Below are 25,201 nucleotides of genomic sequence, written 5' to 3' on the forward strand. Positions count from 1 at the left end.
CACCCGCGCCGCTCCGCGCCCTCCCACCCGCGCCGCTCCGCGCCCTCCCACCCGCGCCGCTCCGCGCCCTCCCACTCGGGCGGCTCCGCGCCGAGCATCCGGACGGTCGCCTGCATCGTGCGCAGCGCTTGCGAGGCCTCGTCGCGGAGGGCCAGGAGGCGGTCGCGGGTCGTGGCCTGTTCGACCAGCGCGGGGAGCGCTTCGACGACCGGGGCGATCCGCTGCTCGACCTCGCGCCACATGCGCAGCTGTTCGGCGGTCGCGGCTTCGCCGGGGTCGTCGGCGAGGGCCGCGCGGAGGCGGTCGCGTTCGCCGTGCAGCGCGGCGAGGCGGCGGTGACGGTGCCGCAGCAGCGCGCCCGCGAGCACCGCGGCGGCGAGCAGGGCGGAGGTGACGACGATCGTCGCGACGTCGCCGCTGGGGAGCGTCGCGCGCCAGGCGACGTGGGCGGCGAGCAGGGCGAGGATGGCGTCCGGGCGGGCCAGCGCGGCGGCGGCGAACGCGGCGAACGGCGTCATCAGCGCGAGCGACACGCTGACCATGCCGTTCAGGCGCAGCTCCTTCACGAGGAAGATCTCGAGCAGCAGCAGCGCGAGCACCGCGAGCGGGCGGCGCGGCAACAGCAGCAGCGTGCCGAGGACGACCACGTGCACGGCGACATGCGCCGCGATCGGCGAGGTGCGCGGCAACAGCACGAGCTCCGCCAGCGCCAGGCACGCCAGTGCCGCCGCGACGGCGCGAATCGGAAGAGCGAGCGGCACCGGGCGCGAGTCTCCCAACGCGCCCCGCCCGCGTCGTCCATCTTTCGATGTATCTAGGTGTTCAGGCGGGCGGCGAGCTCGGCGTCGTCGGCGACGAACCACAGCGAGCGGCCGCGGTTGCATTCGCGCACGAAGTCGCGCAGCGCGGTGCTCTCCGCGACCCACTCGGAGATGTCGCCGACGATCGCGAGCCGGCGGCCGTAGTTGACGAACTTCTGCGCGAGCTCGCCGGCGACGCCCGAGCGCAGGTCGAAGAACGCCGGATCCAGGCGGGCGACGGGGAGCGCGATCCAGTCGGCGCGCTCGTCGGCGTACATCAGCTCGATCGCGTCGCCGCCGGTCCGCAGCAGCGGGCCGTCGGCCGGGACGCGAGCTATCCGATGATCACCCAATTCGTGAAGAGCCCCATGGCCCGGGCCTCTTCCCACGTGGCCTTCTCATTGGCTCCGGTATAGCGGCCCGGGTCGTCCTTGGTGACGAACTCGTCGCTGAGGGCCTGCAGGCGCACGAAGTGGTTGTACTGGCCGACGACGACCTGCTTGCCCGCGTCCAGTTGCGGGCGGACCTGGGCGAGCGCCGCCTGCTTGTAGCGCTCGAGCGGGACGTCGCGCTCGATCTGGCGGTCGGAGAGCTTGCCCGCGTTGCGCGTGCGCGCGTCGGCGGTGCCGTCCTTGGTCTCGGCGATCGCCTGCGTGTCGGCGGCCTTCCAGTGGTCCTTGCCGTAGCTGGAGAGGTTGCCGGAGGTGGCATCGGCGCGGCCGGAGGCGTCCAGGGTGAGCGCGCCCTCGGTCGCATTGACCCCGAAGTCCTTCGCGAGCTTCTTGATCGCCCCCGTCGAAGGGACGGCGGCGAACGCCGCGTTGGAGGCATCGAGGATCGCCTGCTTGTCGCCGGCCTTGTAGCCCATCTGCCAGATGACGGCGGCCATCGCGACGTAGTCCGGGAGGCGCAGGCCGGTCAGCTCGGTGCCGACCTTGTCCCGCGCCCGGTTCTTGACGTCCTTGTCGTGGACGCCGGCGACCGCCGGGATCAGGTGGTTGTACTTGTAGTCGGCGGGCGACTTGCCGAGCGCCTCCAGCGTCATCGACAACGACGTGATGTTGCACGTGTTGTAGATGTGCTTGAGGAACTTGCCGGTCTCTTTGTCGTACTTGTCGAACTCGAGGATGATGTTGTCGCCCTGGTAGTAGTACGGCGAGATCGCGTTGATCGCGCGGTAGAAGGGCGCGTGCAGGGCGGCGTCGAGCGCCGCGACCTTCGTCCGCAACGAGGCGAAGCCCGCCACGAGGTCATCCCGCCCCTGGCCGGTCTCCTGGTTGTGGTCGTCGCGGTGGAGCGTCTTGAACGCGGCCTCGAGCCCGGCGAGCTGAGCGGCGGCGGCCTCGGCGGCGGGCGAGTGGGACGCGGCGACGAGCGCGTCGAGCTCGGTGTCGGCGAGGGCGGGACGCGGGCCGCGCGGGACCGGCGGCGCGGCGGTGGGCGGCGCCGCGGCGGTCGGCGGCGCGGCTGCGGGAACGGGCGCGGCCGTGTCGTGTGTTGCGGCGCCGTTGGCGGCGGCGGGCCCGGCGTGGGCGCCGGCACCGTTCGTGGCAGCCGGGCCGGCGTGGCTGGGCGTGTTATATGCGGCGTCGGCGTGCCCCGCCGGGCCCGCGTGGACGGGCGGCGCCGCGGGAGCGACCGGCGCGGGTAGCGTGGCGGGTGCTGACCCGACGCCGCCGTCGTGCGCACCCGCGCCGGCCGGGGCCTGCGCGCCCGAACGCAGCGCGCCGATCGTGCGGCCGCCCGGGTCGATGCGCCCGTCGGCGCGGCGCATCCCGACGACCTCCGTCTGGTAGCGGGCGATCGCGTCGCCGAGCGAGGAGAGGCTCGAGCCCGGCGCGAACCCGACCCCGAGCATCCGGACGGCCACGGCCGCGACGTCGGTCGCGAGGTTCTTGCCGCCACGTCCCACGGATCCGCCGATCCGCAGCTCCTTCAAGCCCGTTCCGGTCGCGGCGAGCGCGAGCATGGTCGTCGCGTCCTCGATCAGGTGGCCGATGCTCTCGGAGGCCGCCTCCATCAACCCGGGCCCGGAGGATGCCGCGGCGGGCCCGGCAGCGGACTCGGAGAACGCCCCCGCCGGCACGTCCGGCTCCACGTCCGTGCGCGCGAGCGCCTTCTCGATGTCGCCCTTGGTCTTCTCGTACCGGCTGACCCGCGCCTCCATCGCGTCGCGATGCTTCTTCCAGCGCTCGACCTTCCAGGTGGCGTCGCCGCCCGCCTCGATCGCCGCGTCCGCCTGATCCAGCGCCCGCTTGCGCCCACCTTCGCCCCAGAACGCGATCACGTGGTGCTTGGCGTTGTCGAACGCGACCACGGAGCTGTTCTTGAAGAGCTCGCCGATCGCCTCGGAGGCCTTCACCTTCTGCTCGGCCGAGACCTCGCCTTCCTTGCCGATCCCGGCCTGTTTGCACGCCTCGGCGAAGTTCGCCCGCGCCCCCGCCGGCAGGTTCTTGTCCATCGAGTAGAAGTACGCCTGCCCGCGTGTGTCGAGGATCGACTCCGGGGTGCGCCCGCCGATGTTCTTGTCGAGCGTCGCCTGCACCTCACCGCGCAGGTACTCGCGCTGCAGTCGCTGGATCTGCGGGTCCATCCCCGCCTGGCCGAAGCGGTTCGCCCACGCCGTGATCGTCTCCGCGTTGGGGCGGAAGAGCTTCATCATGTCGGCCTTGGCCGACGTCCAGCGCTTGCCGTCGTGGACGAAGTCCTTGCCGTCGACGTCGAGGTCGGCGCTGCCCCAGTACTTGTCGAAGAGGTCGCGCCGGCGCTCCTTGATGAACGCGAGCACCTTCTGCAACTCGCCCGCGGTGACGGTCCACTGGCCTTGTCCCCACGTGAGCACGCCGGCGTCCGTGCCCTCGACGGACGCGAAGCCCCCTTCGGCGGAGGCGATCGAGCCCATGATCTTGTCGGTCGCGCTGGAGCCTTCGTGCGCCTGCACGTTCTCGGCGCCGTGGACGTTCGCGCTGTTGGCGCCGGTCTGCTTGGCGGCCTCGGTGCTCTTGACCGTCAGCTCCTCGGCGGTCTGCGGCTGCATGCGGACCGTGATCCGCACCCCGTCGACCTCGCGCGCGGCGAATGCGGCCTTGACGTCCGCGGCGGCCGGGTCGTAGCGGACGTTGACGACGGCCTCGGCGCCGCTGACGACGTCCTCGAGGTAGACCGGCAGGCGGTTGATCGGGGTGTCGCCCTTGGGTGTGTAGGAGACGATCGGCACCGACTCCTCCCCGAACTGCAGGGCCGCGGAGTAGCCACCCGCGGCGGGCGTCACGACGAGCTTGGAGTCCAGCGCGGTGCGCAGCTTGGGCGAAGCGTCGGCCCGCGCGAGCTTGGCCGTGACGGCCTGGTTGCCGGCGCTGCGCTGGAGAGAAAGAACCGCCGCGGTCGGAAGCAGGGGCAGCGCTTCCGACCGCGACGGGGCCGTGACGGGTGTCGCGACGGGCGGGGACTCAGTGAGCTCATACGTCGCGGCCACGGCTGGGCAGGACCCTACGAGTGCGTCTGCCCCCTGAAAATCCGGGGACCACCCTGAACTTTTCTCGCGGCCCGGATGCGCCGCTCGCGAGCGGCGTCATCAAGGCGAACGCGCGTCTGGGTGGTGACGAAGACGGTGTGGTGTGTGGGAAACATGGGGCGCATGCTCCGCCCGCACCCGCCGCCCCGATAGAGCCCCTAGGGGGCGGGGATCACACCCAGCACGTGATCGACGACGGCGGCGACGTCGTCGCGCGTCGGATCGGGCGCCGCCGCGTCGACCCGGTGCGCGAGCGCCTTCGCCACCGGTGTCGCGTCGTCCAGCCGCGTGCTCGCCCACGACGCGGCCTCGCCCTTGGAGAGGAACCGGCCCTCGCTCATCCACGCCCACGCGCGGCAGGCCGCCAGGATCGCCTGCGCGGCGTCGTGCTCGCGCCACCACGCGAGCGACTCCCGGTGCGCGGCCAACAGCTCGCCGCGGGGCTGCTCGGGCAGGACCTCGCGCGGGTGCGGGCCGAACAACGGAACCGCGTTCGTGCGCGCGATCGCGCAGTCGAGCACGAACCAGAAGCGCTCCTCGGCGTTCGGGTCGTAGCCCTCGTGGTGCGTCATCCCTGGCCCGGTATTGAGGTTGAGCGCGAAGCGCGGCGGCTCGGCGTAGAGCACGAACTCGAGCCCGCGCACCGGGCACGGCACCTCGGTCAACAGCGCCGCGAGCGTCTCCAGCTCGCCGCGCCCGACCGGCTCCGCCGTCAGCGCCTGCACGTCGATGTCGCTGCGCAGCTGGTCGAAGTCCCCGAGCGCGCCGGAGCCGACCTGCCAGACCGCCACCAGGCGGTCGCCCATCAGCGCGCGCAGCCGCCGGGTCAGCTCGTCGAGGTACGAGCGGATCATCGCCCCATACAGTGAACCCCATGGACCGCAAGCCCATCGGCTACTGGCTCAAGGAACTCGACCGGCTGATCGAGGGCACGCTCGACCGCGCGCTCGCGGACGAGGACGTGACCCGGCGCGACTGGCAACTGCTCAACGCGCTCGAGCCCGCCCCGGCGCCGCGCGACGAGGTCGTCGAGAAGCTGCGCCCGTTCTGGGGCGTCGAGGCCGCCGAGCCGGACGCCGTCCTGGACGGCCTGATCACCCGCGGCTGGGCGCTCCGCGGCCCCGACGACCGCCTCTCGCTCTCCCCTGAGGGCGACGCCGCGCGCACCGCGCTGCTCGAGAAGGTCAAGGAGCTGCGCACCGCGATCGCCGACGGCGTGACCCCGGAGCAGTACACCACGACGATCGAGACCCTCGCCCGGATGGCGGAGAACCTCCGCGAACTTAAAGGGGCCTGACCCCTTTAGGTTCACGCGGCGTCAGGTGAGCGAGCAGAACAGCGCGAGCGCGTCGTCCAGGCGCGGGTTGCCGGCGCCGGCCAGCGGCCGCCCGGCGTAGCTCGACGCCTGGGCGCGAGCGGCGAACGCGCGCGTGGGCGCGGCCTTCGCGGTGCGCGCCTTGGTCATCGCGGCGCGCAAGGCCGTGCGGTGGAACGAGAACGCGCGCGACGTGACCGCGACCTCGCGCACGCGGCCGCCGCGCACCGCGTAGACCCACGCGTAGCCGCTGTGGCGCTTGACCTGCAGCCCGTCGCTCATCCGCGCGCCGACCTTCACGCCGCCCGCCGACCGGCCGCGCGCGTTGGTCGCGACCAGCTGCACGCGGCCCGCGGCCGACAACACGGCGGTGTCGGCGCCGCCGCCCGCCGCGCACCAGCTCCAGCTGTCACCGGCGCGCACGGCCGGTTGACCCGCCGAGCGCAGGACCGCGGTCCAATCCGCGCCCAGGCGAGCGCCGCTGAGGCCGCGAGCGACGAGAGACCGCCGCCCGCACCCCGGCGCCGGCACGCCGTCGGCCCGCTCCCACATCTCCAGGTACGCCTCCGCGCCCTCCCAGAGATCCTGAGCCAGCTGCGGGCCGCCGACGTCGCGCAGGTCGGCGAACCAGTCGGCGTACTGCCCATACGTGGCGACGCCCTCGGTGGTGTAGTCGAAGGTGCGGTTGCCGGTCTTCTGGCGGTTGAAGGTCACGCTGCCGTCGATGCTCTTGAACGGGTACGTCAACCCCGCCCGCGCAGCGGGCTGATCCGACAGTCCGCCGAGGTCGGCGCCGTAGCCCCAGCCGAAGTCGTACGGCGTGGACTTCGGCCGCAGCGCCTTCCACTCGGCGACGTACTCGTCGGCCTTCGAGTGCCCCGGCCACGCGAGCCCGCCGAGCTTGAAGATCCGCGGCCAGTTACCCGGGTCCATCCAGCCGTGCGGCGAGATCACGCCCGAGTACCGACGCGCCTCGAGCAGCTTCAAAGTGGCATCGACACCCGCCTGGCTCATGTGGTCGGGGTTGACGATCATGTGCTTGTCCATCATCCGGTTCACGACGTGGGCGCCGAGGTCGGTCAGGCCGCGCGTGTTGCAGTGCGGCGGCGGCGGATACAGCGGCAGCACCGGGTTGGTGATCCCGATCGTCGCCAGCAGCCCGACGAGCCCAGGGTCGAGCGCGCCCGTGATCGGGTTGTCGTGCAGCGGCCCGGTGCACGTCTTGGCGCTCCAGAACGAGCCCGCCGAGAGCAGGTTCGCGCCGTTGATCAGCACGCCGGTCGAGCCCGAGTCGAAGCGCACGCCGGTCAGCGGGTTGTCGAACTTGTTCAGCAGCAGCGCCGAGCGGACGCCGCGCTTGTAGAGGTCGTCGAGCTCACGGTCGACCTGCGCCTGGTCGCACGTCGGCGTCTTGATGTTGCGGCACCCGAACGGCTCGGAGACCTCGATCTCCAGCACCACCGCCATCTTCCCCGCGTTGATCACGCGCCGCGCCTCGTACGGGTCGGTGACGATCTGGAAGAAGCCCTTGCCCGGACCGCCCGCCTGCGCGTCGACGTAGTCCTGCAGCTGGCGGATGTCGTCGAGCCCGCGGCGCACGGTGTCCATCTCGTCGCACGAGGTCTTCTTGACCGGCTGCAGCGAGCACAGCACGCGGTTCTCGTTGACGCTCATGACCATCAGCCGCAACCCCGCGAGCCACGCCCGCTCGATCCAGCGCCAGTACGTCCCCTCGTACGTCAGGTTCGTCGCGCTCCACGACGTCAGGTCCGGGTAGCCGCGGGTGTCGTGCGGCTGCGCCGGGTTGCCGTAGTTGAGGAAGTTCTGGAAGACCGCGCCGACGCCGGCCGGGCCCTCGATCGAGGAGCAGTCGGGCAGCGCCGACGGGATGCCGTACGGCGACCACGGCCGCCCGCAGTGGAAGTTGCCGCCGAAGTACTCGAACGTCATCCAGTGCATGTGGCCGTCGACCAGTCCCCCGACGCGGCCGTACGGCAACGCGCCCTTCGCCGGCGTGCCGGTCGCGTTCAGGTCGGCCTCGGGGAACGTCGCGCAGCCGGCCGCCGGAGCGAACCGCACGCCGGTGATCGGCGCCCCGGCGCCCGGCGTCAACGTGAACGTGTCGCCGGTCTCCTCGACCTTCCAGTCCGCCGCCGGACTCGGCGACGAGACGACGCCGGCCGAGGACACGAACCTCCCGTCCGGCCGGTACAGCAGGTAGCGCCCGAGCGCGGTCGCCTGCATCCGCACCGCCTCCGCTCCCGGCACCCCGCTCGCGGTGAAGCACCCGCCCGCCAGCGAGTAGCGCGTCTCGGCCGCCGACGCGGGCGCGGCGAGGACCAACAGCGCGAACACGACGGACGCGACCCTCCGCATGAGAGCGGACGCTACCGCGCGGGGTGCCGGCACGCGCCGACACCCCGCGCAGCCACTTCGGCGTCGTCGTCGACCGCGTGAACGCCACCGGGATGTGATCGGCGCGTGTTCGTCAGGCGCCGTCTTCAGCCGCGCCGCCGGGACCCGTCAAGGCCCACAGCAGGTCGCGCGGCACCGACTTGCTGAACGGCTGGCGCTTGGACGCGAGCTCGTAGGCACGCGACAGCTGGATGCCCGCCTGCACCGCGTCGTCGTCGTCGGCGACCTTCGCCCGTCTGGCCTTCGCGGTCCGCGCGGCCGCCTCGTCGAATGACGCGTTGTCTTGGACCGGCGTGCGCGATGGTCTGGACTGAACGTGCCCGGGAAGCCCCGGACGACTTGAAACCGAGTTGATCATGGGGCCCCCGAAGTGGACGAATCTGCGACCCCATCGACCGCCCCACCGCACAGCTTGAGGCGGCGTGTTCGCATTCTGACATTCCGCTTTTTACGAACTCGTGAAGGGCATCGGCGGGCCGACCGGCGCCGTTGAGGGCGCGGGTCCGCCAGATGACCTCCGCCCATGCACGCGGCGTGCGGAGTAGCGTTCGTCGCATGGCCGTCGTCGAGGAGCGGACGCGCCGGGCCGTTCCGCGCAGCGCGCACGCGGAGTGGACGCCCGCGCCGGATCGAGGCGATCCGGTCGACGTGCTGCGCGCGCAGGCGCGCGACCGGCTCCCGGAGCTCGTACCGCTGCGCTACGGACGCATGCTCGCGTCCCCGTTCGCGTTCTTCCGCGGCGGCGCCGCGATCATGGCGGCCGACCTGGCGCCGACGCCCGTCAGCGGCGTCCACGTCCAGTTGTGCGGCGACGCGCACCTCTCGAACTTCGGCGGCTTCGCCGCGCCCGATCGCACCCTGGTGTTCGACGTCAACGACTTCGACGAGACCCTTCCCGGGCCGTGGGAGTGGGACCTCAAGCGGTTGGCGGCGAGCGTCGCGATCGCAGGACGCGACCTCGGCTTCGACCGCTCCGCGCGGCGCACCGCGCTGGACGCGACCACCGGCAGCTACCGGCGGGCGATGGCCGACTTCGCCACGATGCGCACGCTCGACCTCTGGTACGCCCGGCTCGAGATCGAGCCGACCCTCAAGAGCTGGGCCGCCGACGCCAAGGACGTCAACCGCAAGCGTCTGGACCGTACGCTCGACAAGGTCCGGCACAAGGACAGCCTGCGCGCACTGGCGAAGCTCACCCACGAGGTCGACGGCGCGCTGCGGATCAAGAGCGACCCGCCGTTGATCGTCCCCTATGACGAGATCGATCCGGCGCGCCGCCGCGGCCAGGGCCCGCAGCCGTTGTTCGAGGCCTACCGCGCCTCGCTGCCGGACGACCGCCGCCACCTGATCGACCGGTTCCGCCCGATCGACTACGCGCGCAAGGTCGTCGGCGTCGGCAGCGTCGGCACCGACGCCTGGATCGTGCTGCTCATCGGCAACGACACCACCGACCCGCTGTTCCTGCAGGTCAAGGAGGCGGGCCCGTCCGTGCTCGAGCCCTACCTGCGCCCCAGCGGCTACGCGACCAGCGGCCAGCGAGTCGTCGAGGGCCAGCGGCTGATGCAGGCGGCCTCCGACGTGCTGCTCGGCTGGCTGCCCCCGTCCGTGGGCATCGACGGCCGCCGCCGCGCGTATTACGTCCGCCAGCTCTGGGACGCCAAGGGCTCGGTCGAGCTCGCCCGCCTCTCGGCGACCACCTTCGCCGACTACGGCCGCGTGTGCGGCTGGACGCTCGCCCGCGCGCACGCCCGTTCCGGCGACCGCGCCGCGATCGCCGCCTACATCGGCACGAGCGACCGGCTCGACCGCGCCCTCGCCCGCTTCGCCGAGACCTATGCCGACCAGAACGAGCGCGACTACGAGCGCTTGGTCGCAGCGGTGGACCGGGGCGAGATCGAGGCCGCGCCGGACCCGCGCTAACCCGCGCGCTCGCGCAGCTCAGCGGCGAGCGGCGCCGGGTCGGCGACGATCCAGCGATCGCCGTGCCAGAGCGCGACCCCTTCGCCGCGGCCGGCGACAAAGTCCAGCAGCTCCGGCAGGTCGGCGACCGCGATCGGCGGGAACACCCTGCCGCGCTCGCGGTGACGCTCGGCGTCCGCGCGGGAGCTGAACAACACGTTCAGGTCACGATCCTCGTTCGGATCCTCGATGACCGTGTTCCGGTCGCCTTCGCCGATGATCCAGACCGCACCGCGAAAGACCACCTCGTCCACCCAGGACTGATAGCGCTCTTCGAGCTCCATCCCCCGGGTGCTACCCGCGGGTGAGATCCCAGATTCCTCCGGCCTCGGCCGGGACGGTCTCGAGCGCCAGTTGCAAGCGCGTGGGGTCGCCGTCGGCGAGGAACAGCAGGCAGCCGCGCCGGCTGCGGCCCACGTCGAGGTAGAAGTCGCCGTCGAACCCGTTCGAGCACGCTGCGCTCGCCTTCGCGACGCCGCTGGTCTTCCCGTCCGCACGGGTCAGGACGACGTTCTGCAGGACGCCCTGGTAGACGGTGATCCCGTCGTTCTTCAGCCGCACGTCGACCGCGGTGTAGGGCTTGCCGCCCGCGCGTACCGTGCGAACGCCGCTGACGGTGACCCGCAGGCGCACGCCGATGTTCGAGCCGGTCAGCGTGATCGCGTCGCCGGCGGTCGTCTCGGCCGGCATCGGCGGCTGGAAGTACTTCACCTCGGCGTCGGCGTTGGGGTCATCGGCAGCGTCGAGCTGTGCGCCGACGTAGTACTTGCGGACGCCCTCGGAGTACGCGGCCAGCGGGTCCGCCGTCGGCGTGGCGGTCGCCTTCGCGGCGGCCGAGGAGGAAGGGCGGGCGTCGTGCCCGCAGCCCGCCATGGCGAGCAGTGGGATGAGGAGAAGCAGCTTGCGCATCGTTGAGACTCACCGGGAGCGCCGGCTCAGAGCCGGCGCTCCCGAGGGTACGAACTACGGAGTGGTGGTGCTCAGCGTGAACGTGAGCGTCTTGCTGTAGCTACCGGCACGCAGGGTGTCGGTGGCGCCGATCGCCTGACGGAAGTTCAGGGTCACGGTGTCGGCGCCGGCCGTCGGGCCGGCGTAGGTGAGCAGCGACGTCGGGAGCGCCGTCGTGCCCGGCAGCGCCTTGTACGTCACGGTCGGGTTGGCCGCGTTGGTCGCGGCGATCTGCAGCGCCGCCGGCAGAGCGAAGGTGCCGTTGACCAGGTGGCCCGGAGCGGTGCTGTTGTTGTCGGCCACGCTCAGTGTGGCGTCGCCGGCGGTGCTGACGACGCTCGCCGAGGTGGCGGTGTCGTAGTTCTTGGCGAACGCCGGCGTGAACGAGCCGAAGCTCGCGGTGCCGCCGAGCGTCAGCGCCAGCGCCGACGGGACGTCGCCGCCGATGCCGCCGAGGGCGTCACCGGTGCTCTTGCCGACCAGCAGGATCTGCTCGGTCCCGTTGTCCGCGCTGGACGTGATCTGCAGGCGAGCGGTGGACGTGGTGTTGCTCGCCGTCGGCTTGAAGCCGACGTTGACGATGCAGGAGCTGCGGGTGCCGCCCGGGTTACCGGCCGACGGCGGGACGACGGCGGCCACCGGGGTGCCGACGCACGTGTTCGACAGGATCGAGAAGTCGGCGTTGCGCTCGCCCTCGCGGGCGGTGGCCAGGCCGACCGCGGTGATCGTCAGCGGCGCGTCACCCGTGTTCTGGATCTTGATGCCGACCGCGTTCGCCGACGCGGCGGTGCCGGCGGCGACGGTCGGGAACGTCGTCGGGTAGCCGAGGACGGTGCCCTTGACGTTGGTGTTGATGCCCTTCAGGTTCGTCAGCGAGACGTCGGCGTCGTTGAGCGAGCCGCCGTCCTGCTCCTGGTGGTAGTACTCGACGCGGTCCTTGGCGGCGGTGAAGATCGGCCGGTAGTCGATCTCGCCGGTGCCGAACGCGACGGGGGAGGCGTTGCTCGTGCCGTCGAGCGGATCGCCGGACGCGGGCGGCGTCGCCGGGGCGACGTTGCGGACGTCCTTGATGTGGAGCATCTTGACCTTGGTCGGGTTCGCGTTGATCAGCCCGGCCGTGATCGTGCCCGTCGGGTCGTCGTACGCGTCGGACGACCAGCCGGCGTCGATCTCGGCGAACGCGTACCGCGTGTCCATGCGGTCGACCACGATCTGCCACGCCGTCTTGCGGACGCCGTTGTCGACGTAGCGGCTACGGAACTCGCCCTGGTGGTTGTGGAAGTACGTCGGGCCGACGCCGCCCTCGATCGCCTGCTTGCCGAGACGGTTGAGCGCCTCGATCGTGCGCAGCGTGTTGTCGTAGGAGCCGATGCCCGGGTTCGGGAAGCCGCCCGAGCCCATCGAGTCGCAGCCGAGGATCTTGGCCGCGGCGATGCGGGCCTGCCAGGCCGACTCGGTCATGTCGCCGTGCCAGCCGGCGCAGTGGATGTTGCTCTTGTCCATCAGCGCGCGGAGGGTGTTCAGGCCCGCCGTGTCGCCGTTGGCCGGGAACCCGGACCAACCGAACAGCTCGATGTTGGTGATGCCCTTCGCCGCGAGGAACTGGAGCAGGCCGTCGAGGCGGCTATTACGGCACTCCTGCGAGGTCGCGGTGGCGCAGCTGGAACCATCGGCCGCGTTGGCGATGGTGATGCCGAGCTGGGCGGCCGTCTTGGTGCCGCCGGTGGAACCGCCGGTGACACCGGAGCCGGAGCCGATGAAGCCACCGTAGTTGAACATCTGGACGCTGCCCTGACCGGTCGGCGTGCCGTCGCCGGCCGACGCCGGACGCTGGGCGTTCGCGGCCGGAGCCGCCGCCAGCGCGGCGAGCCCCACCGCAGCGACCACGGCGCTCGCGCGCCGGGAGATTCCCTTCATTCGCTCTCCTTCGTTGATGAGAAACCGCGGGCCGCGGCGGCCGAGGCCGCCGCGGCCCGAAGCGACGCTTACGGAGTCGTGGTCGACAGCGTGAACGTCAGGGTCTTGCTGTAGGCGCCGGTGCGCAGCGCGTCGTTGGCTCCGATCGCCTGCTTGAACGTGACCGGGACGGACTCGTTCGACGTCGGGGCGGACCAGGTCTTGACGACGCCCAGACCCTGCAGCGGCTGCGGCAGGGAGAAGGTGCCGTTGACCAGATGGCCCGGAGCGTTCGTGCTCGGGTCGGCGACCGAGAGGGTCGCGTCACCGGCCGAGGAGATCACGGTCGCGGTGGTGGAGGCCGTGTACTCCTTGGCCACACCGGGCGTGAACGCCCCGAAGGACGCCGGCGCGCCGAGCGTCAGCGAGAGCGTCGCGGGGACACTGCCGCCGACCGTGCCGGGCACGTCGGTGTGCTGGACCGTGACGCCGTTGCCGCCGAACTCCGCCCAGTTGAGGTTGATCAGGCTGCCGCCGGTGGCGCCACCCGTGATCCCACGGAACGTGAGGAACAGCTCGTGCTTGCCGGTCGAGGCGATCGGCACGGTGGCCGTGGCCCAGGTGCCGACGCCGCCCGTCGAGGCCAGGTCCACGGTCGCGATGACCGGGCCGGTGATCGAGTCCTGGCGGACGTCGATCCCCGCCAGCGGCGTGCCCGCCGTGCGGCCGGCCGCGCCGTCCGCGTAGCGGAACGCGATCGTGTTGATCCCGAACAGGTTGTACGGGCCGTTGAGCTGCAGCCAGTCGGTCGCGGCGATGCTGTTGCGCCACACGATCGGCGTGGTGCCCTCGGTGCCGCTGGCCGTCGTCGTGCCGGACTGCGTGACGACGTTCTCGACCTCCTGGTGCTTCTGGCGGATCTGGACCTGCGACGTGGTGGTCAGCGACGGGACGCCACCCGGGCCGCCCTTGTCGGTGTACGTCGCGCTGATGACGCCGAACACGTTGCCGCCGTGCGAGACGTCCTCGGCGAGCGTCTGCAGGAAGCCCGTGCAGCCGGTCGCGCTCTGCTCGGCGTGGCCGTGCGTGTCATGGCCGAGCACGAACGTCGTCGTGATGTCGCCGCAGTTGATCGTCCCGTCCTCGGGATCGGTGACCGTGACCTTGTACTGGATCAGGTCGCCGAAGGAGAACAGGCCGCCGTCGATCGGCGCCGTGACCGTCACGGTCGGGCTGGTGTTGCCGACGGTGATGATCGTCGACAGCGACGAGCTCTGGCCCGAGGAGTCCGTCACCTTCAGGATGGCCGTGTAGCGGCCGGCCTTCGTGTAGACGTGCGTCGGGTCGGCCTCCTCGGAGATCGGCGAGCCGTCGCCGAAGTCCCAGGAGAACTTGATCGAGTCGCCCGGGTCCGGATCGGAGGAGCCGGAGCCCTTGAAGTTGACCGTCAGCGGCACCGCGCCGTCGGTCTTGTCCGTGACGAGGGAGGCCTTCGGGGCACGCTGGCCCTTGACGTACTCCCACTTGTACATGCCGGCGTCCGGGTTGATGTTGAAGAACCCGTCGCCGTAGGTCAGCAGGTAGAAGTCGCCGTCGGCGCCCCACTGCATGTCCATCGGGTTGTCGCACTCGAACTGGAACGGCGTGCTCACCAGCGCCTGGCCGCAGTCCAGGAAGCCGTTGATCTTGAACACGCGGTTCTGCGCGTCGAGCTTGACCTCGCGCATGGTGTCCTGGCCGAACTCGCCGAAGATCACCGAGTTGTCGTAGTACGGCGGGAACTTCTTGGTGTTCGGGTTCGCCGGGTCGTAGTGGTACTTCGCGGCGCCGTGCGGAGCCACGCCACCCGTGAACAGCTCGGGGAACAGACGTGCGCACTCGGTCGTCGAGCCCGGCGCGATCGGCCCCGGAGTGGGGTCGTAGTAGCCGGCGCACGGGGTGCCGAGGGCGCCCGTCGCGAGGTTGTCGCGGTAGGAGTACCAGATGTCCGGATCGCTGACCGGCGGGGTCAGGCCGAGACCGGCCTCGAAGCCCGGGCCGCCGTCCTTCACCCAGCGAGACTCGTTCGGGAGCGCATCGGTGCGACCGCAGTCGTTCGACGGCGGGTTCGTCGACGGGATGCCGACCGTGGTCGTGCCCGGAGCGAACTCGAGGAACTCCCACTTGTTGTACCCGAGCTTGCTCGAGTAGCAGAGCGGATAGCCGTAGTTGGACGGCTTGCGGACGATCTCCACACGGCCGACGCCCGACGGACCGCGACCGCGCTGCGGCGTGTTGGAGTCCGGCGAGTAGTCGGTGACGTACGCGACGTCGTTCTCGTCCACCTGGATGCGGAACGGGTTGCGGAAGCCCATGCCGTAGATCTCAGGACGGAACTTCGCGTTGAAGTCCGCTTGCGCGGCCACGGCCGGGTAGTGCGAGGCCGTGTACTCCTTGAGGTTGCCGGCCGGGATCGTGTAGGCGCCGCTGCCGGAGCCCGTGTCGGCCTTGTTGAAGTCGGCCGGCGTCACGGTGTCCTTGACCTTGATGCGCAAGACCTTGCCGCGGAGGTCGTTGGTGTTGGTCGTCGAGCGACGATCGTCACCGGTCGGGCGCTGGTACATGCCACCGTCGAGCGGCTGGGTGCCCAGCGCACCGTTGGCCGCGGTGGCCATCGCGGCGGTCGCCGCCGCCCCCGTGCCCGTCAGGCCGGAGCCGTTGGCGGTGATCAGCGGCTGGTCCTTGCCCTTCAGCGCGCGGCGGAAGAACACGTTGATGACGCCCGTGCTCGCATCGGCGGTCGCCGGCGTCGCGCTCGTCTGGATGTTGTTGGCGCCGATGTTCGACAGCGCCTCGAGGGCGGTGTCGACCTGCGCCGTCGTCGCGTTGTAGGGCAGCGGAGCCGTGGTCTGGCCGTTCCACGTCAGCGTGAACGTGCCACCGGTCGCGCCGGTGGTGCGAACGGTCTGCTGCTCATCGGTCAGCTGGTCCTCGAACGGGCCGAAGCCGTTGGCGTGGATGCCGCCGGCCGGGGTGTCGTCGCCCGTGACCATCCACAGGTTTCCGGCCTTGTCGAAGTCGATGTCGCCAGCGACGTGGCAGCACTCCTGGCGGTTGTTGTTGACCCGCAGGATCTGCTGCTCGGTGGTGAGGTCCAGGTGCGGACCGCTGGCGTCCTCGACGAACTTGAAGCGCGAGAGCTGGAAGTAGCCCACGTACGGATCCCACGCCGTCGGCGACGACGCGAAGTTCGGCACCGCCGTGTTCGGCGTCACCTGGTCGACGACCTGGCCCGTCGAGAGCTTGACGTTCGTGACCTTCGTCGGGGCGTAGTAGAGGTACACCCACTTGTCGGTCGCGAAGTTCGGATCGATGGCCGGGCCATAGAGGCCGTCCTCGGAGTTCGTGTACACGCGCAGCGTGTCCGGCAGCGAGGCAGCGCCGAGGTCGGCGATCGTCGTCGTCGTCCCCGTCTTGGGGTCGTGCAGGCGCACGCCGCCGCGACGGTCGGTCTGGATGATGCGTCCGTCCGGGAGCTGATCGAAGCCGATCGGCTCGTTGATGTTCGGCTGCTGCGTGACCTTGACCTGTTGGTAGTTCGCCAGCACGGTCGCGCCGCAGTCGGAGTAGTTCGGATCGCTCTGGCCCGCGGCCCACGCGATCGCGCCCTTCAGGTGCTTCTGCAGGTCGGCGTCGAACGCGGCCGCCGTGGTGCCGAGGCCGGTGTAGAACGAGCGCCCGCCCTGGTAGTCCTTGCAGAACGAGATCGGGTGATTGGCGCCCATCGTGCCGTTGTTGATGCCCTTGAGCGTGTTGCCCTGCGGCTGGGCCTCGAACGGCTGCTCGACGACCGACGCGAGGACGTGCGAGGCGCCACGCACGTTGGTCGAGAAGTTGTAGAACCGCTCCGTGCGGTCCCAATACTCCGGCAGGGTCTTCGTCGCGTCATGGACGCGGTCGAAGACCTTCACGGTCGCGGTCTGCTCGGTCGTCTGGCCCGACGAGCGGGTGCCGAGCGCGTTGGTCAGGAACGACCAGGCCGGATCGGTCTCGACCGCGGAGCCGATGCCGACGAAGCCGCCGCCCTTCTTGTAGTAGTTCTCGAAATTCGTGCGCTGGGCGTCGGTGAGCGGCGACGCCATGCCCGTGTTGAGAAAGACGACTGCGCGGTAGGAATCCAGATTGGCGGGCGTGAACTGCCCGCCGACGTCAGCGGGCGCGGGCGCGGTGACGACACCGGCGCTCCCGACGGCCTGCGTGATCGCGTTGATCCCTGCCGTGCTCAACGCGTCAGAGGTGCTGGTGACGACCAGCACCTTGTATGGGTCCGCAGCGGCGGCCTTCGGCCGTGCCGAAGCGGTCGCCGGCAATGCCAGAGCAAGGCTCAATGCAGCCAAGCCCAGGGTTCTCCCCCTCATGCCTCTCCTCTGTTGTTAGACCCAGCGATCGGCGATTGATCGCTTCCCGTCGCTCGAGGCTATAGCCACTTACGTGCGGATGTCAACAATCTTTGGCGTGTCAAAGGGTGAAAGCTGAAGAGTCAGGAACATTACTTTCGACAACTTAGGCACAGCCAGCGGCGCAAATGAGTTACAGGGCTCACGCGTTCTCGTCGCAAAACCGTGAGCGTTCGCATATCTCCACGTGAGTTCCGTGGACTTCTGCACAGATCAGGACGTTTCAATCATCAGCCGGTGTCATGCCTGCCAGCAGTAGCGCGTGTTCGACTTCTGAATGCTCCGCTGCGACCATCGTTCGATGGAGCTCCGACACCTGCGCACGATCGTCGCCGTCGCCCGGCACCGCTCCCTCACCAAGGCGGGGGACGAGCTCTTCCTCACGCAGTCCGCGGTCTCGCAGCAGATCCGGCGGCTCGAGGACGAGTTGGACGTCGAGATCTTCCGGCGCACCAGCCGCCGGGTGGAGCCGACGCACGCCGGCCGGGTCATCCTCGCCCACGCCGAGCGCGTGCTGGCCGAGGTCGACGCACTGCACGGTGAGCTCGAGGAGCTGACCGGCCTCTTGACCGGCCAGCTCCGTATCGGCGGTATGTACCCCACCGGGCGGTTCGACCTCTTCGACGTCCTCGCGGAGTTCCGCGGCGCGTACCCGGGCGTCGCGATCCACATGGTCGAGGGGACGCAGGACGACACCCTCGACGCCCTGCGCGCCGACGACCTCGACTGCGCGTTCATCGCCCTGGACCCCGATTCGCTCGACCGCGAGTTCGGCGCGACGATGATCTGGACCGACGAGCTCGTGGTCGCGCTGCCGGTCGGACACCCGCTGGCCGCCTCCGACAGCGTCAGCTTCGAGCAGCTCGCGTCGGAGGATCTGATCTCCTACCGCGAGAACTCGGCGATGCGCCGCCGGCTCGAACGCAAGATGGCCGAGGCGGGCGTCGAGCCGCGCAACGCCTTCGTCTGCACCGAGATGGCCGCCGTCCGGGCGCTGGCGAGCAAGGGCCTGGGCGTCGCGGTGATCCCGCGCTCGACCGCCGAGGAGGCCGGGCCTCCGATCGAGCTGCGCCCGATGGCGCCGGAGCCGCTCACGTGGCCGGTCGCGCTCGTCTGGCGCGCCGACCGCCGCCAGAGCGCGGCGGGCAAGGCGTTCCTCCAGGTCGCGCGCGAGTACGCGCAGCAGTCGAACCGCCCGCACCTGCGCGCGGCGGCCTGACATCCCGCGGGATCGCGCGCGCATGCGGGCGCGCGGATCTGGCATAGGATCGCCTCACCATGGAACTGAACCTCGATGTGTTCAGCCAGTTCACCCGGCTCGTCCGCGAGCTCATCGCGATCGTGCAGGAGCCGGCCGACCGCCGGCGCGAGCGGCGCAAGGAGTTCCTGAACAACGAGATCGCCCCGGCACATGCGGCGATGCAGGCGATCCACCGCGACTACACGGAGACGTTCACGGAGTTGTTGGGTCTCCTGCAGTCTGGCGACGATTGGCAGCGGACGATCGAGCTGCTTAAGACGCGGCGCCTCGTCTTCGTCACGCAGCGCGCGGACATCAGGGGGTTCGCGGCCGCGCTCGCTGACGTCAAGAAGCGCGGCGGCTACGTCAAGGAACGCGAACTGAACGCGTTCGAGAAGTACGTCAACGCGATTCTCGAGTACCTCCGCCAGGCCAGCCCGGCGGACGCACGGGTCAGCTGGTACAGCCACTTCATCGAGCATTTCGAGTTCCTCGTGGAGCACGAGAAGACCCCGTACGGCTTTTACGAGGGCATCTCGACCTCGAAGCCTCCGGCGGAGATCGTCAAGAGCGCGTACGCGGACGCGGTGCACAGGGACATCCCGGAGGCGTGGGCGGAGTATTCGACCGCGTACCACAACTTGGAGCTGGAACTCACGCGCTGACAATCCGTGCACGCGGGTTCGTGAGCAATTAGGGTCGGCTGACAGGGACGATCGACCCAGGCGGTGCGTGATGGCGAACTTCAACTTCAGCAACTTCTCCGTCGGACGAGATCAGTTCAACGTCGCCGGCGATCTGACCTTGCATTCCGGCAGCTCGCCCGCCGAGGTGGTGCAGGCGATCCACGCGGCCCAGGCGGAGCTCGACAAGGAGAGCGAGATCGGGGACGCCGAGAAGGCCGCGATCCGGCAGGACCTCGCCGAAGCCGAGCAGCTCGCGCACGACCCCCAGGCCAATCGCGACGAGTTGAAGGAGAAGCTCGGCCGAGCGCAAGGACGGCTCGATGCCCTCAAGGGCGTGGCGGGCAGTGCGCTCGCTGTCGGCAAGGCGGTCGCGGCGATCGCCGCGTGGGCTGGACTCGCGCTGTAGGCGCCGGGCATGGCCCTCGATTGGGAGCAGATCGCGGAGCGGCTCGCCGAGCTCGCCGGCACCGTCGACGACACGATGCGCCCAAACGTCGAGCTCTTGCAGCGCGCCATGAGCGCCCGCGCGTACGACGTCGACGCGATGAACGTCCTTCTCGTCCAGCTGGAGTCGCGGCTGGCGCCGCCCGGCCAGGCCCCGGTCACGTTCGACTTCGGGAACTTCTCGACCGAACAGCAGATCAACATCGGCAACGCGGTCTTCAACACCGTCCCGAAAGCGCCGGACGAGCCGCAGCCGGTCGTCGCACCCGTGGTCGTCGTGGCGATGGATCGCGGCGAGGCCGAGGCCCTCGTCGCCGGGAGCGCGTTCGACAGCCTCCCCGACCAGCTGCGCGAGCACTTCGACCAGTTCCAGCAACTGCTGGTCGACGAAGGCCTCGACGACTGGCTGGACCGCTACGGCGACGCCGCGACGGACTGGCGCCCGTTCGCCGCCGCCGGGCCGACCGTGGATGAGCTGGTCCGGGCCACGTTCGAGGTCGTCAACACGATTGAGCGCTACGCGCCCGCGATCGAGCCGGACATCCTCGACATCCGGTCGGTCGTCGATGACCGGCTGCGACTGCGGCGGCTGCGGCGACAGTGCCTCGTGATCATCGACAGCCTGTCGATGCGCCACCCCCAGGTGCAGGCGCGCTTCCACCGGTCTTTGCTGGACGCGTACCCGACGACCGCGGTCGTGGCGATCGCGCCGGTGCCGGCGGCGTTCGTCGCCGGCCGCGAGCTATCGGTCTACGTGCCGGCCATGCGCCTCGCCGACCTCGAGTACGCGCGCCGGCAAGCCGACCCGGACGAGGACTACGGGACGTGCTCGGAGACCGCTGACAGCAACCAGTTCGAGCAGTGGTTGCGGAGCCGGATCAGGACGATGTCCGTCGACCTCGACGTGCGGAGCGGAATCGTCCGCCACATGCGGGTCGGCCGGCAGTGATCTACACGTTCTACTCGTTCAAGGGCGGCGTCGGCCGCTCGATGGCGCTCGCCAACGTCGCAGAGCTCCTGGTCAGGCGTGGGCTGCACGTGCTGATGGTCGACATGGACCTCGAGGCGCCCGGGCTCGAGCGGTTCTTCGACGGGAAGGACTACCTCGTCACGCCGGAGGAGGTGCAGGAGCGTCGCGGGATCGTCGACCTGCTCCACTCATACAAGGAACTGCGCTCACTGCCGCGGATCGGAGAACCGCCGCCCGCCGAACCCGGCCAACCGCCGTTCCCGGTGGAGCCGCTGAAGGAGTTCATCGTCCCGCTCACGCTTCCCCGCAGCGGCAGCCTGCAGCTGCTGCCGTCCGGCCGCCGGGCGAGCGGCGCGTACGCCACGTACGCGGAGCGGGTCCAGCGCTTCGACTGGAACGAGTTCTACCTGCGCTGGGACGGCGAGGTCTTCTTCGACTGGTTCAGGAACGAGGCGCTCAGCAGCGTCGACGTCGTGCTGATCGACAGCCGAACAGGAGTCACCGAGCTTAGCGGCGTCTGCACGTTCCACCTCGCCGACGCCGTGGTCATGTGCGTCGCGCCGAACCGCCAGAACCTCGACGGATGCGTGCTGATCGCCGAGAGTCTTCGGGCCCCCGGACTGGTCAGCGAAGGGCGGCGCGGGCGGCCGCTCGACGTGGTCGCGGTGCCGTGCCGGATCGACAACAGCGAGAGCGAGCTGCTGGACGAGTTCGCCCGCCAGTTCGCGACTCGCCTCGAGCCTCACGTCACCCGCGGGTTGACCTTCGAGAACTCGCTGTTCATCGACCTGAAGATCCCGTACGTCCCGGCGTATGCGTTCCGGGAGTCACTGTCGGTCCTCGAGCCCGACCGCGCGGTCGCCGCGGACATGTCCGCCGCCTATGGCCGCCTCGCCGCGACGCTCGTCGCGCTCGCGCCCAGCACGAGCCGGATCTCCCGGCAGTTCCACCAGGCAGATAGCGGACTTTCGCGGGAGGGCGCCGCCACGGTCGAGGGGTTCGTCCCGCGCGACTGGGCGCTCGATCAGGTCGCCGGCTGGTTGGCGACGACGGCGGACCCCGTGCTCCTGGTGACGGGCGAGCCGGGGTCCGGCAAGACGACGCTTGCGCGCTGGATCGCCGATGAGGCGCGCACCGGCGAGCGCCTCGACGCCCGCCTCGCCTACTTCCACAGCTGCGGACCCGACGACCTCGGCAGCCTCGACGCGCGCCAGTTCGTGCAGCGACTCGCCGGCGCGCTGGGCGCGGCCGACCCCACCTACGCACAAGCGATCCGCTACCAGCAGGGTCCCGACATCCGCGTGGTCGCCAGCGAGCAGATCAGCGCCACGAGCACGGGAGACGTGCGGGTCGTCGACATCGCGATCGGCGACATCCCGGCCGAGGTCGCGTTCCACGAGCTCATCTGGAAGCCGCTGCAGCTGGTCCACCTCCAGCAGCCGCTGCTGATCGTCGTCGACGGTCTGGAGTCCGCGACCGGCTTGACCGGCGACAAGTCGCTGCTCGATCTCCTCGCGCGTGTCGAGGTCAGGCCGATCGGTCCCGGAATCCGCTGGCTCATCACGTCGCGGCCGGACCTGCGCGTGTTGCGTGCGCTGCCCGGCCGGCGCATCGACCTCAGCGCCGAGCCGTTCGCCAGCGCCGACCTGCACCACTATGTGGAGCGCCGCGCCGGCGCCCTCAGCGCCGGCGACCTCATCGACGACATCGTGCACCGCTCCGGGGGCAACTTCCTCTACGCGCGCCTCTTGCTCGACGGCGTGGCGGAGGGTCACCTCATCACGGACACGCCGAGCGACCTGATCGCGTTCTACCGGCGTGAGCTGACCGGGTTGTTCGGGTCAACGCACGACGACACCGCGTTGATCGGGGTGCTGACCGTCGCGCGGGCGCCGCTGCGCCCGAAGGAGCTGGCGGCCATCGTCCGCAAGCCGATCTCGCGGATCGACGCCACGCTCGAGCGATGGGCGCAGTTCCTGGTCGTCGACTCCAAGCGCGGCGTGCAGTTCTTCCACGACTCGTTCCGCGAGTTCCTGCTCGACGACCCGTCCTTCGGGATCTACGCGGACGAGTCCCACGAGGCGATCATCGACTACCTGCTCGAGGACGCCGAGACGGCGTGGAGCTCGAGCCGGACGCCGTACGCCGTCGCGCATCTGCTCCAGCATCTGTTCGCGGTCATCGCCATCACGCCGGACCGGGAGGTACGGGAAACACGGGCGAGGAACGTGACAGAGGTCCTCTCGGACCCGGACTTCCTGCTGGCCAAGGTCACGCACGTAGGGCCGGCGTCAATTGTCGACGACGTCGTGGCCGGCGTCGCCGCCTGCGCGGAGCTGAGTCGTGTCGACGGAGTGGCCGACCGGCTACGCGGCGACCTCTCGGACCTCGAAGCCGATCTTCTCGATAGCGTCGCGGAAGGCTCGTTCGAAGCCATCACGGCCCGCCTCAGCCGGCACGGAGCCCGCATCTACGGGGACGCGTACGAGGAGCTGCGTGCGACCGAGCCCCCCAGCGGCCCGCGCACCGCGCGGATGAACGCGCTCGTGGGCGAACTCCGCCAGCTGGCTCGGCACGGCCTCGGTGAAGGCCTCGACATCGCGCAGATGCTGCGCGGCGGGCAAGGCGAGGCGATCGTGGCCTTGGCCGTGCTCCGCGTCCGCGCCGACCCTGGGCAGATCGAGGGCGTCTCCTGGATCATCGCCAGGTCTCGCACGGCGTTCGAGCAGTATCAGGCGCTCGACGTCGCCAGCCAGCTGTTGCCGCTCTTGTCGGCGACCGAGCGCGCGGTCTTGCGCGACGCCCTGGAGGGAGAGCTCCGCGACGTCCGCCAACTGGGCGCTATGAAGGACCGCTCCCGCGGCCCGCGGATCCTCGACCTGATCTCCCGCCTCCTGGAACGGGAGGAGGACGTCAGATCAGGAGATAGGTCACCCCGCACACGGTGATCAGGCACACCGCGAGCACGGGCGCCCCGAAGCGGGCGAAGACCGCGCCGGTGTAACCGCCCGGCTGCATGACCATCAGGTTGGACTGGTGGCTGAACGGGTTCAGCAGCGTGAACGAGACGCAGGTGCCGACCAGGGCGAGGATCGTCACCGGGTCGACGTGCATGTCCCGCGCGACGGCGATCGCGACCGGGGTCACGATCGAGGCCGTGGCCGCGTTGGTGACGAGGTTGGTCATCACGGTGGTCGTGACCGCCAGGACGACGACCAGCGCGAAAGGCCCGCCGGAGAGTGAGGAGATCGCGTCCGCGATCTCGCCCGCGAGGCCTGATTCGACCACGATCGCGCCGAGCCCGATCGACCCGGCGAGCACACCCAGGACCTTCGGCTCCAGCGCCCGCGCCGCCGCGCCCGGCGTCAGGACCCCCGTGATCACCATCAGCACGGCGCCGCCGGTGGCGGCGACCTCCGCCGGGGTCAGGCCGAACGACGCGGCGACGATCACCGCGAGCAGCACCGCGAGCGCGACGCCGGTCTTCCGCGGCTGCGGCGCGCGGCTCCCGCCGCCGTGCAGGAGCGCGATGGCGGGGTTGCGCTCGACGGCGTCGGCGCTGTCGGCGGCGATGAAGCACGTGGCGCCCGGGATCAGCTCGGACTCGTGCAGGGGCTTGGGGCTGCGCGCGGCGATGATCCGCAGCGAGCCGTCGCGCTCGAGGTCGTGGAGCGAGCCGTACTCCCCCGTGCCGACGCTGACGGCGAACAGCCGGTGCGCCGCCATCCCGAACAGCGGCGTCCGCCAGATCGCGTCGATGCCCTCCTCGGTCGCGGCGAACACGAGCACGTCGCCGGCCTCGATCAGCGCGTCCGGGGCGAGGTGCTCGCCCCAGCGCTGGATGCCCACGAGGTCGAACTCCTGCGTCTGGAGGATCCCGAGGTCGGCCGCGCGGCGGTTCTCCGCGCGCGCGGGTGAAGTGATCTCGATCTCGACCCGCCACTCCTTGGTCGGGGTCGAGGTGTCGCGCTCGCCGCGCAGGCTGCTCGGTCCGGCGAGGTAGATGACGAGCCAGCCAACGAGCGCGACCGGCAGCGCGACCGCCGCGAACGACAGCATGCTCATCTCGACGTCGCGCTGTCCGGCGATGCCCGCGATCACGAGGTTCGAGCTCGTGCCGATCAACGTCACCGACCCCGCGAGCGTGGTGACGTGCGCGAGTGGGAGGAGCACCGATCGCGCCGGGATCTCCCGCGTCTGCTCGAGCTGCCGGGTCGCCGGGATCAACATCGCCACCAGCGGGGTCGTGTTGATCAGCGCCGAGGCGACCCCGATCGGCAGCGACAGCCGCCGAACGACCTGCCGCGCGGTCCGGGTCGAGGCCAGCAGCGCCCAGGTCGCGCGCGAGACGACGCCGGTCTGCACCACCCCCTTCGCGATCACCAGCATCGCCGCCACCGTGATCACGCCGGCGTTGCTGAGCCCCGCCGCCAGCTCGCTGGGCTCGGCCAGGCCGAGAATCCCCGCCAGGACGAGCGCGGCGAGCAGCGCCACGATCGGATCGACCCAACCGGCCGCCATGACGACCAGCGTCACGGTGACCAGCACGGCGGCCACGTAGATCATCGTGCGCACACG

Annotated in this window: 17 protein-coding genes and 1 pseudogene; 7 read left to right on the top strand and 11 right to left on the bottom strand. The window is 70.6% G+C overall.

Annotated elements, in window-relative coordinates; translation table 11 throughout:
• The 4 genes and pseudogenes from G569_RS66660 to G569_RS57075 form a co-directional block, all read right to left on the bottom strand.
• Positions 1-761 (bottom strand): annotated as a pseudogene (locus tag G569_RS66660) (hypothetical protein); the annotation flags it as partial.
• Between the two features lie 53 nt (positions 762-814).
• Positions 815-1,153: a DUF4180 domain-containing protein gene (locus tag G569_RS0102390; RefSeq protein WP_028062223.1), complete on the bottom strand. Its 339-nt coding sequence runs from the start codon at positions 1,151-1,153 to the stop codon at positions 815-817.
• Complete coding sequence (locus G569_RS0102395) at positions 1,135-4,275, bottom strand: hypothetical protein (protein WP_028062224.1); 3,141 nt, start codon at positions 4,273-4,275, stop codon at positions 1,135-1,137. The genes G569_RS0102390 and G569_RS0102395 overlap by 19 nt, the downstream gene beginning before the upstream one ends.
• Before the next feature lie 197 nt (positions 4,276-4,472).
• The gene (locus G569_RS57075; RefSeq protein WP_053225728.1) at positions 4,473-5,168 is read right to left on the bottom strand and encodes an aminoglycoside adenylyltransferase domain-containing protein; all 696 of its coding nucleotides are present in this window, start codon (positions 5,166-5,168) and stop codon (positions 4,473-4,475) included.
• Between the two features lie 20 nt (positions 5,169-5,188).
• Between G569_RS57075 and G569_RS0102405 the strand changes: the two genes are divergently transcribed.
• Positions 5,189-5,611 (top strand): MarR family winged helix-turn-helix transcriptional regulator, encoded by a 423-nt coding sequence (locus G569_RS0102405; protein ID WP_028062225.1) that lies wholly within the window; start codon positions 5,189-5,191, stop codon positions 5,609-5,611.
• Between the two features lie 21 nt (positions 5,612-5,632).
• Here the strand turns inward: G569_RS0102405 and G569_RS44975 are convergent, their stop codons facing one another.
• Together G569_RS44975 and G569_RS0102415 are read right to left on the bottom strand one after the other, a co-directional pair.
• The gene (locus G569_RS44975; RefSeq protein ID WP_157591767.1) at positions 5,633-8,005 is read right to left on the bottom strand and encodes an amidohydrolase family protein; all 2,373 of its coding nucleotides are present in this window, start codon (positions 8,003-8,005) and stop codon (positions 5,633-5,635) included.
• A 112-nt stretch (positions 8,006-8,117) separates the two neighbouring features.
• Entirely contained in the window at positions 8,118-8,402 is a 285-nt protein-coding gene (locus tag G569_RS0102415; RefSeq protein ID WP_028062226.1) for a hypothetical protein, read from the bottom strand.
• Between the two features lie 197 nt (positions 8,403-8,599).
• On the opposite strand from G569_RS0102415, the gene G569_RS0102420 reads away from it, so the two are divergent.
• A complete protein-coding gene (locus G569_RS0102420) occupies positions 8,600-9,964 on the top strand; it encodes a DUF2252 domain-containing protein (RefSeq protein ID WP_169542053.1) in 1,365 nt (454 codons plus the stop codon).
• Here G569_RS0102420 and G569_RS0102425 read toward each other — a convergent pair.
• The 4 genes from G569_RS0102425 to G569_RS0102440 form a co-directional block, all read right to left on the bottom strand.
• The gene (locus G569_RS0102425) at positions 9,961-10,287 is read right to left on the bottom strand and encodes a hypothetical protein (protein ID WP_028062228.1); all 327 of its coding nucleotides are present in this window, start codon (positions 10,285-10,287) and stop codon (positions 9,961-9,963) included. The two genes, G569_RS0102420 and G569_RS0102425, sit on opposite strands and share 4 nt — an antisense overlap.
• 10 nt (positions 10,288-10,297) lie before the next feature.
• Positions 10,298-10,912 carry a hypothetical protein gene (locus G569_RS0102430; RefSeq protein ID WP_028062229.1) on the bottom strand — a complete coding sequence of 205 codons (615 nt, stop codon included), beginning with the start codon at positions 10,910-10,912 and terminating at the stop codon, positions 10,298-10,300.
• Positions 10,913-10,966: 54 nt separating this feature from the next.
• Positions 10,967-12,868, bottom strand: coding sequence for a TIM barrel protein (locus tag G569_RS0102435; RefSeq protein WP_028062230.1), 1,902 nt, complete (start codon positions 12,866-12,868; stop codon positions 10,967-10,969).
• A 68-nt stretch (positions 12,869-12,936) separates the two neighbouring features.
• Complete coding sequence (locus G569_RS0102440; RefSeq protein WP_084284059.1) at positions 12,937-17,244, bottom strand: ThuA domain-containing protein; 4,308 nt, start codon at positions 17,242-17,244, stop codon at positions 12,937-12,939.
• Between the two features lie 340 nt (positions 17,245-17,584).
• Between G569_RS0102440 and G569_RS0102445 the strand changes: the two genes are divergently transcribed.
• The 5 genes from G569_RS0102445 (at position 17,585) to G569_RS0102465 (ending at position 23,571) form a co-directional block, all read left to right on the top strand.
• Complete coding sequence (locus G569_RS0102445; RefSeq protein WP_028062232.1) at positions 17,585-18,502, top strand: LysR family transcriptional regulator; 918 nt, start codon at positions 17,585-17,587, stop codon at positions 18,500-18,502.
• Positions 18,503-18,561: 59 nt separating this feature from the next.
• Positions 18,562-19,188: a hypothetical protein gene (locus tag G569_RS0102450; RefSeq protein ID WP_028062233.1), complete on the top strand. Its 627-nt coding sequence runs from the start codon at positions 18,562-18,564 to the stop codon at positions 19,186-19,188.
• 70 nt (positions 19,189-19,258) lie between these two features.
• Entirely contained in the window at positions 19,259-19,615 is a 357-nt protein-coding gene (locus G569_RS0102455; protein WP_028062234.1) for a hypothetical protein, read from the top strand.
• A 9-nt stretch (positions 19,616-19,624) separates the two neighbouring features.
• Positions 19,625-20,602, top strand: coding sequence for a hypothetical protein (locus G569_RS0102460; RefSeq protein WP_028062235.1), 978 nt, complete (start codon positions 19,625-19,627; stop codon positions 20,600-20,602).
• Positions 20,599-23,571: a KGGVGR-motif variant AAA ATPase gene (locus tag G569_RS0102465; protein ID WP_028062236.1), complete on the top strand. Its 2,973-nt coding sequence runs from the start codon at positions 20,599-20,601 to the stop codon at positions 23,569-23,571. The genes G569_RS0102460 and G569_RS0102465 overlap by 4 nt, the downstream gene beginning before the upstream one ends.
• On the opposite strand, the gene G569_RS0102470 is transcribed toward G569_RS0102465, so the two are convergent.
• On the bottom strand, positions 23,537-25,189 hold the full coding sequence (locus tag G569_RS0102470; RefSeq protein WP_028062237.1) for an SLC13 family permease: 1,653 nt from the start codon (positions 25,187-25,189) through the stop codon (positions 23,537-23,539). The genes G569_RS0102465 and G569_RS0102470 overlap by 35 nt on opposite strands.
• Positions 25,190-25,201 lie beyond the last annotated feature (12 nt).

The organism is Solirubrobacter soli DSM 22325 (assembly GCF_000423665.1).
Taxonomy (GTDB): Bacteria; Actinomycetota; Thermoleophilia; order Solirubrobacterales; family Solirubrobacteraceae; genus Solirubrobacter; species Solirubrobacter soli.

Bases quoted from the DNA above. Each gene is read 5' to 3' on its own strand.
- G569_RS57075 (WP_053225728.1), bottom strand. From the start codon at position 5,168: ATGATCCGCTCGTACCTCGACGAGCTGACCCGGCGGCTGCGCGCGCTG.
- G569_RS0102405 (WP_028062225.1), top strand. From the start codon at position 5,189: ATGGACCGCAAGCCCATCGGCTACTGGCTCAAGGAACTCGACCGGCTG.
- G569_RS44975 (WP_157591767.1), bottom strand. From the start codon at position 8,005: ATGCGGAGGGTCGCGTCCGTCGTGTTCGCGCTGTTGGTCCTCGCCGCG.
- G569_RS0102415 (WP_028062226.1), bottom strand. From the start codon at position 8,402: ATGATCAACTCGGTTTCAAGTCGTCCGGGGCTTCCCGGGCACGTTCAG.
- G569_RS0102420 (WP_169542053.1), top strand. From the start codon at position 8,600: ATGGCCGTCGTCGAGGAGCGGACGCGCCGGGCCGTTCCGCGCAGCGCG.
- G569_RS0102425 (WP_028062228.1), bottom strand. From the start codon at position 10,287: ATGGAGCTCGAAGAGCGCTATCAGTCCTGGGTGGACGAGGTGGTCTTT.
- G569_RS0102430 (WP_028062229.1), bottom strand. From the start codon at position 10,912: ATGCGCAAGCTGCTTCTCCTCATCCCACTGCTCGCCATGGCGGGCTGC.
- G569_RS0102435 (WP_028062230.1), bottom strand. From the start codon at position 12,868: ATGAAGGGAATCTCCCGGCGCGCGAGCGCCGTGGTCGCTGCGGTGGGG.
- G569_RS0102440 (WP_084284059.1), bottom strand. From the start codon at position 17,244: ATGAGGGGGAGAACCCTGGGCTTGGCTGCATTGAGCCTTGCTCTGGCA.
- G569_RS0102445 (WP_028062232.1), top strand. From the start codon at position 17,585: ATGGAGCTCCGACACCTGCGCACGATCGTCGCCGTCGCCCGGCACCGC.
- G569_RS0102450 (WP_028062233.1), top strand. From the start codon at position 18,562: ATGGAACTGAACCTCGATGTGTTCAGCCAGTTCACCCGGCTCGTCCGC.
- G569_RS0102455 (WP_028062234.1), top strand. From the start codon at position 19,259: ATGGCGAACTTCAACTTCAGCAACTTCTCCGTCGGACGAGATCAGTTC.
- G569_RS0102460 (WP_028062235.1), top strand. From the start codon at position 19,625: ATGGCCCTCGATTGGGAGCAGATCGCGGAGCGGCTCGCCGAGCTCGCC.
- G569_RS0102470 (WP_028062237.1), bottom strand. From the start codon at position 25,189: ATGATCTACGTGGCCGCCGTGCTGGTCACCGTGACGCTGGTCGTCATG.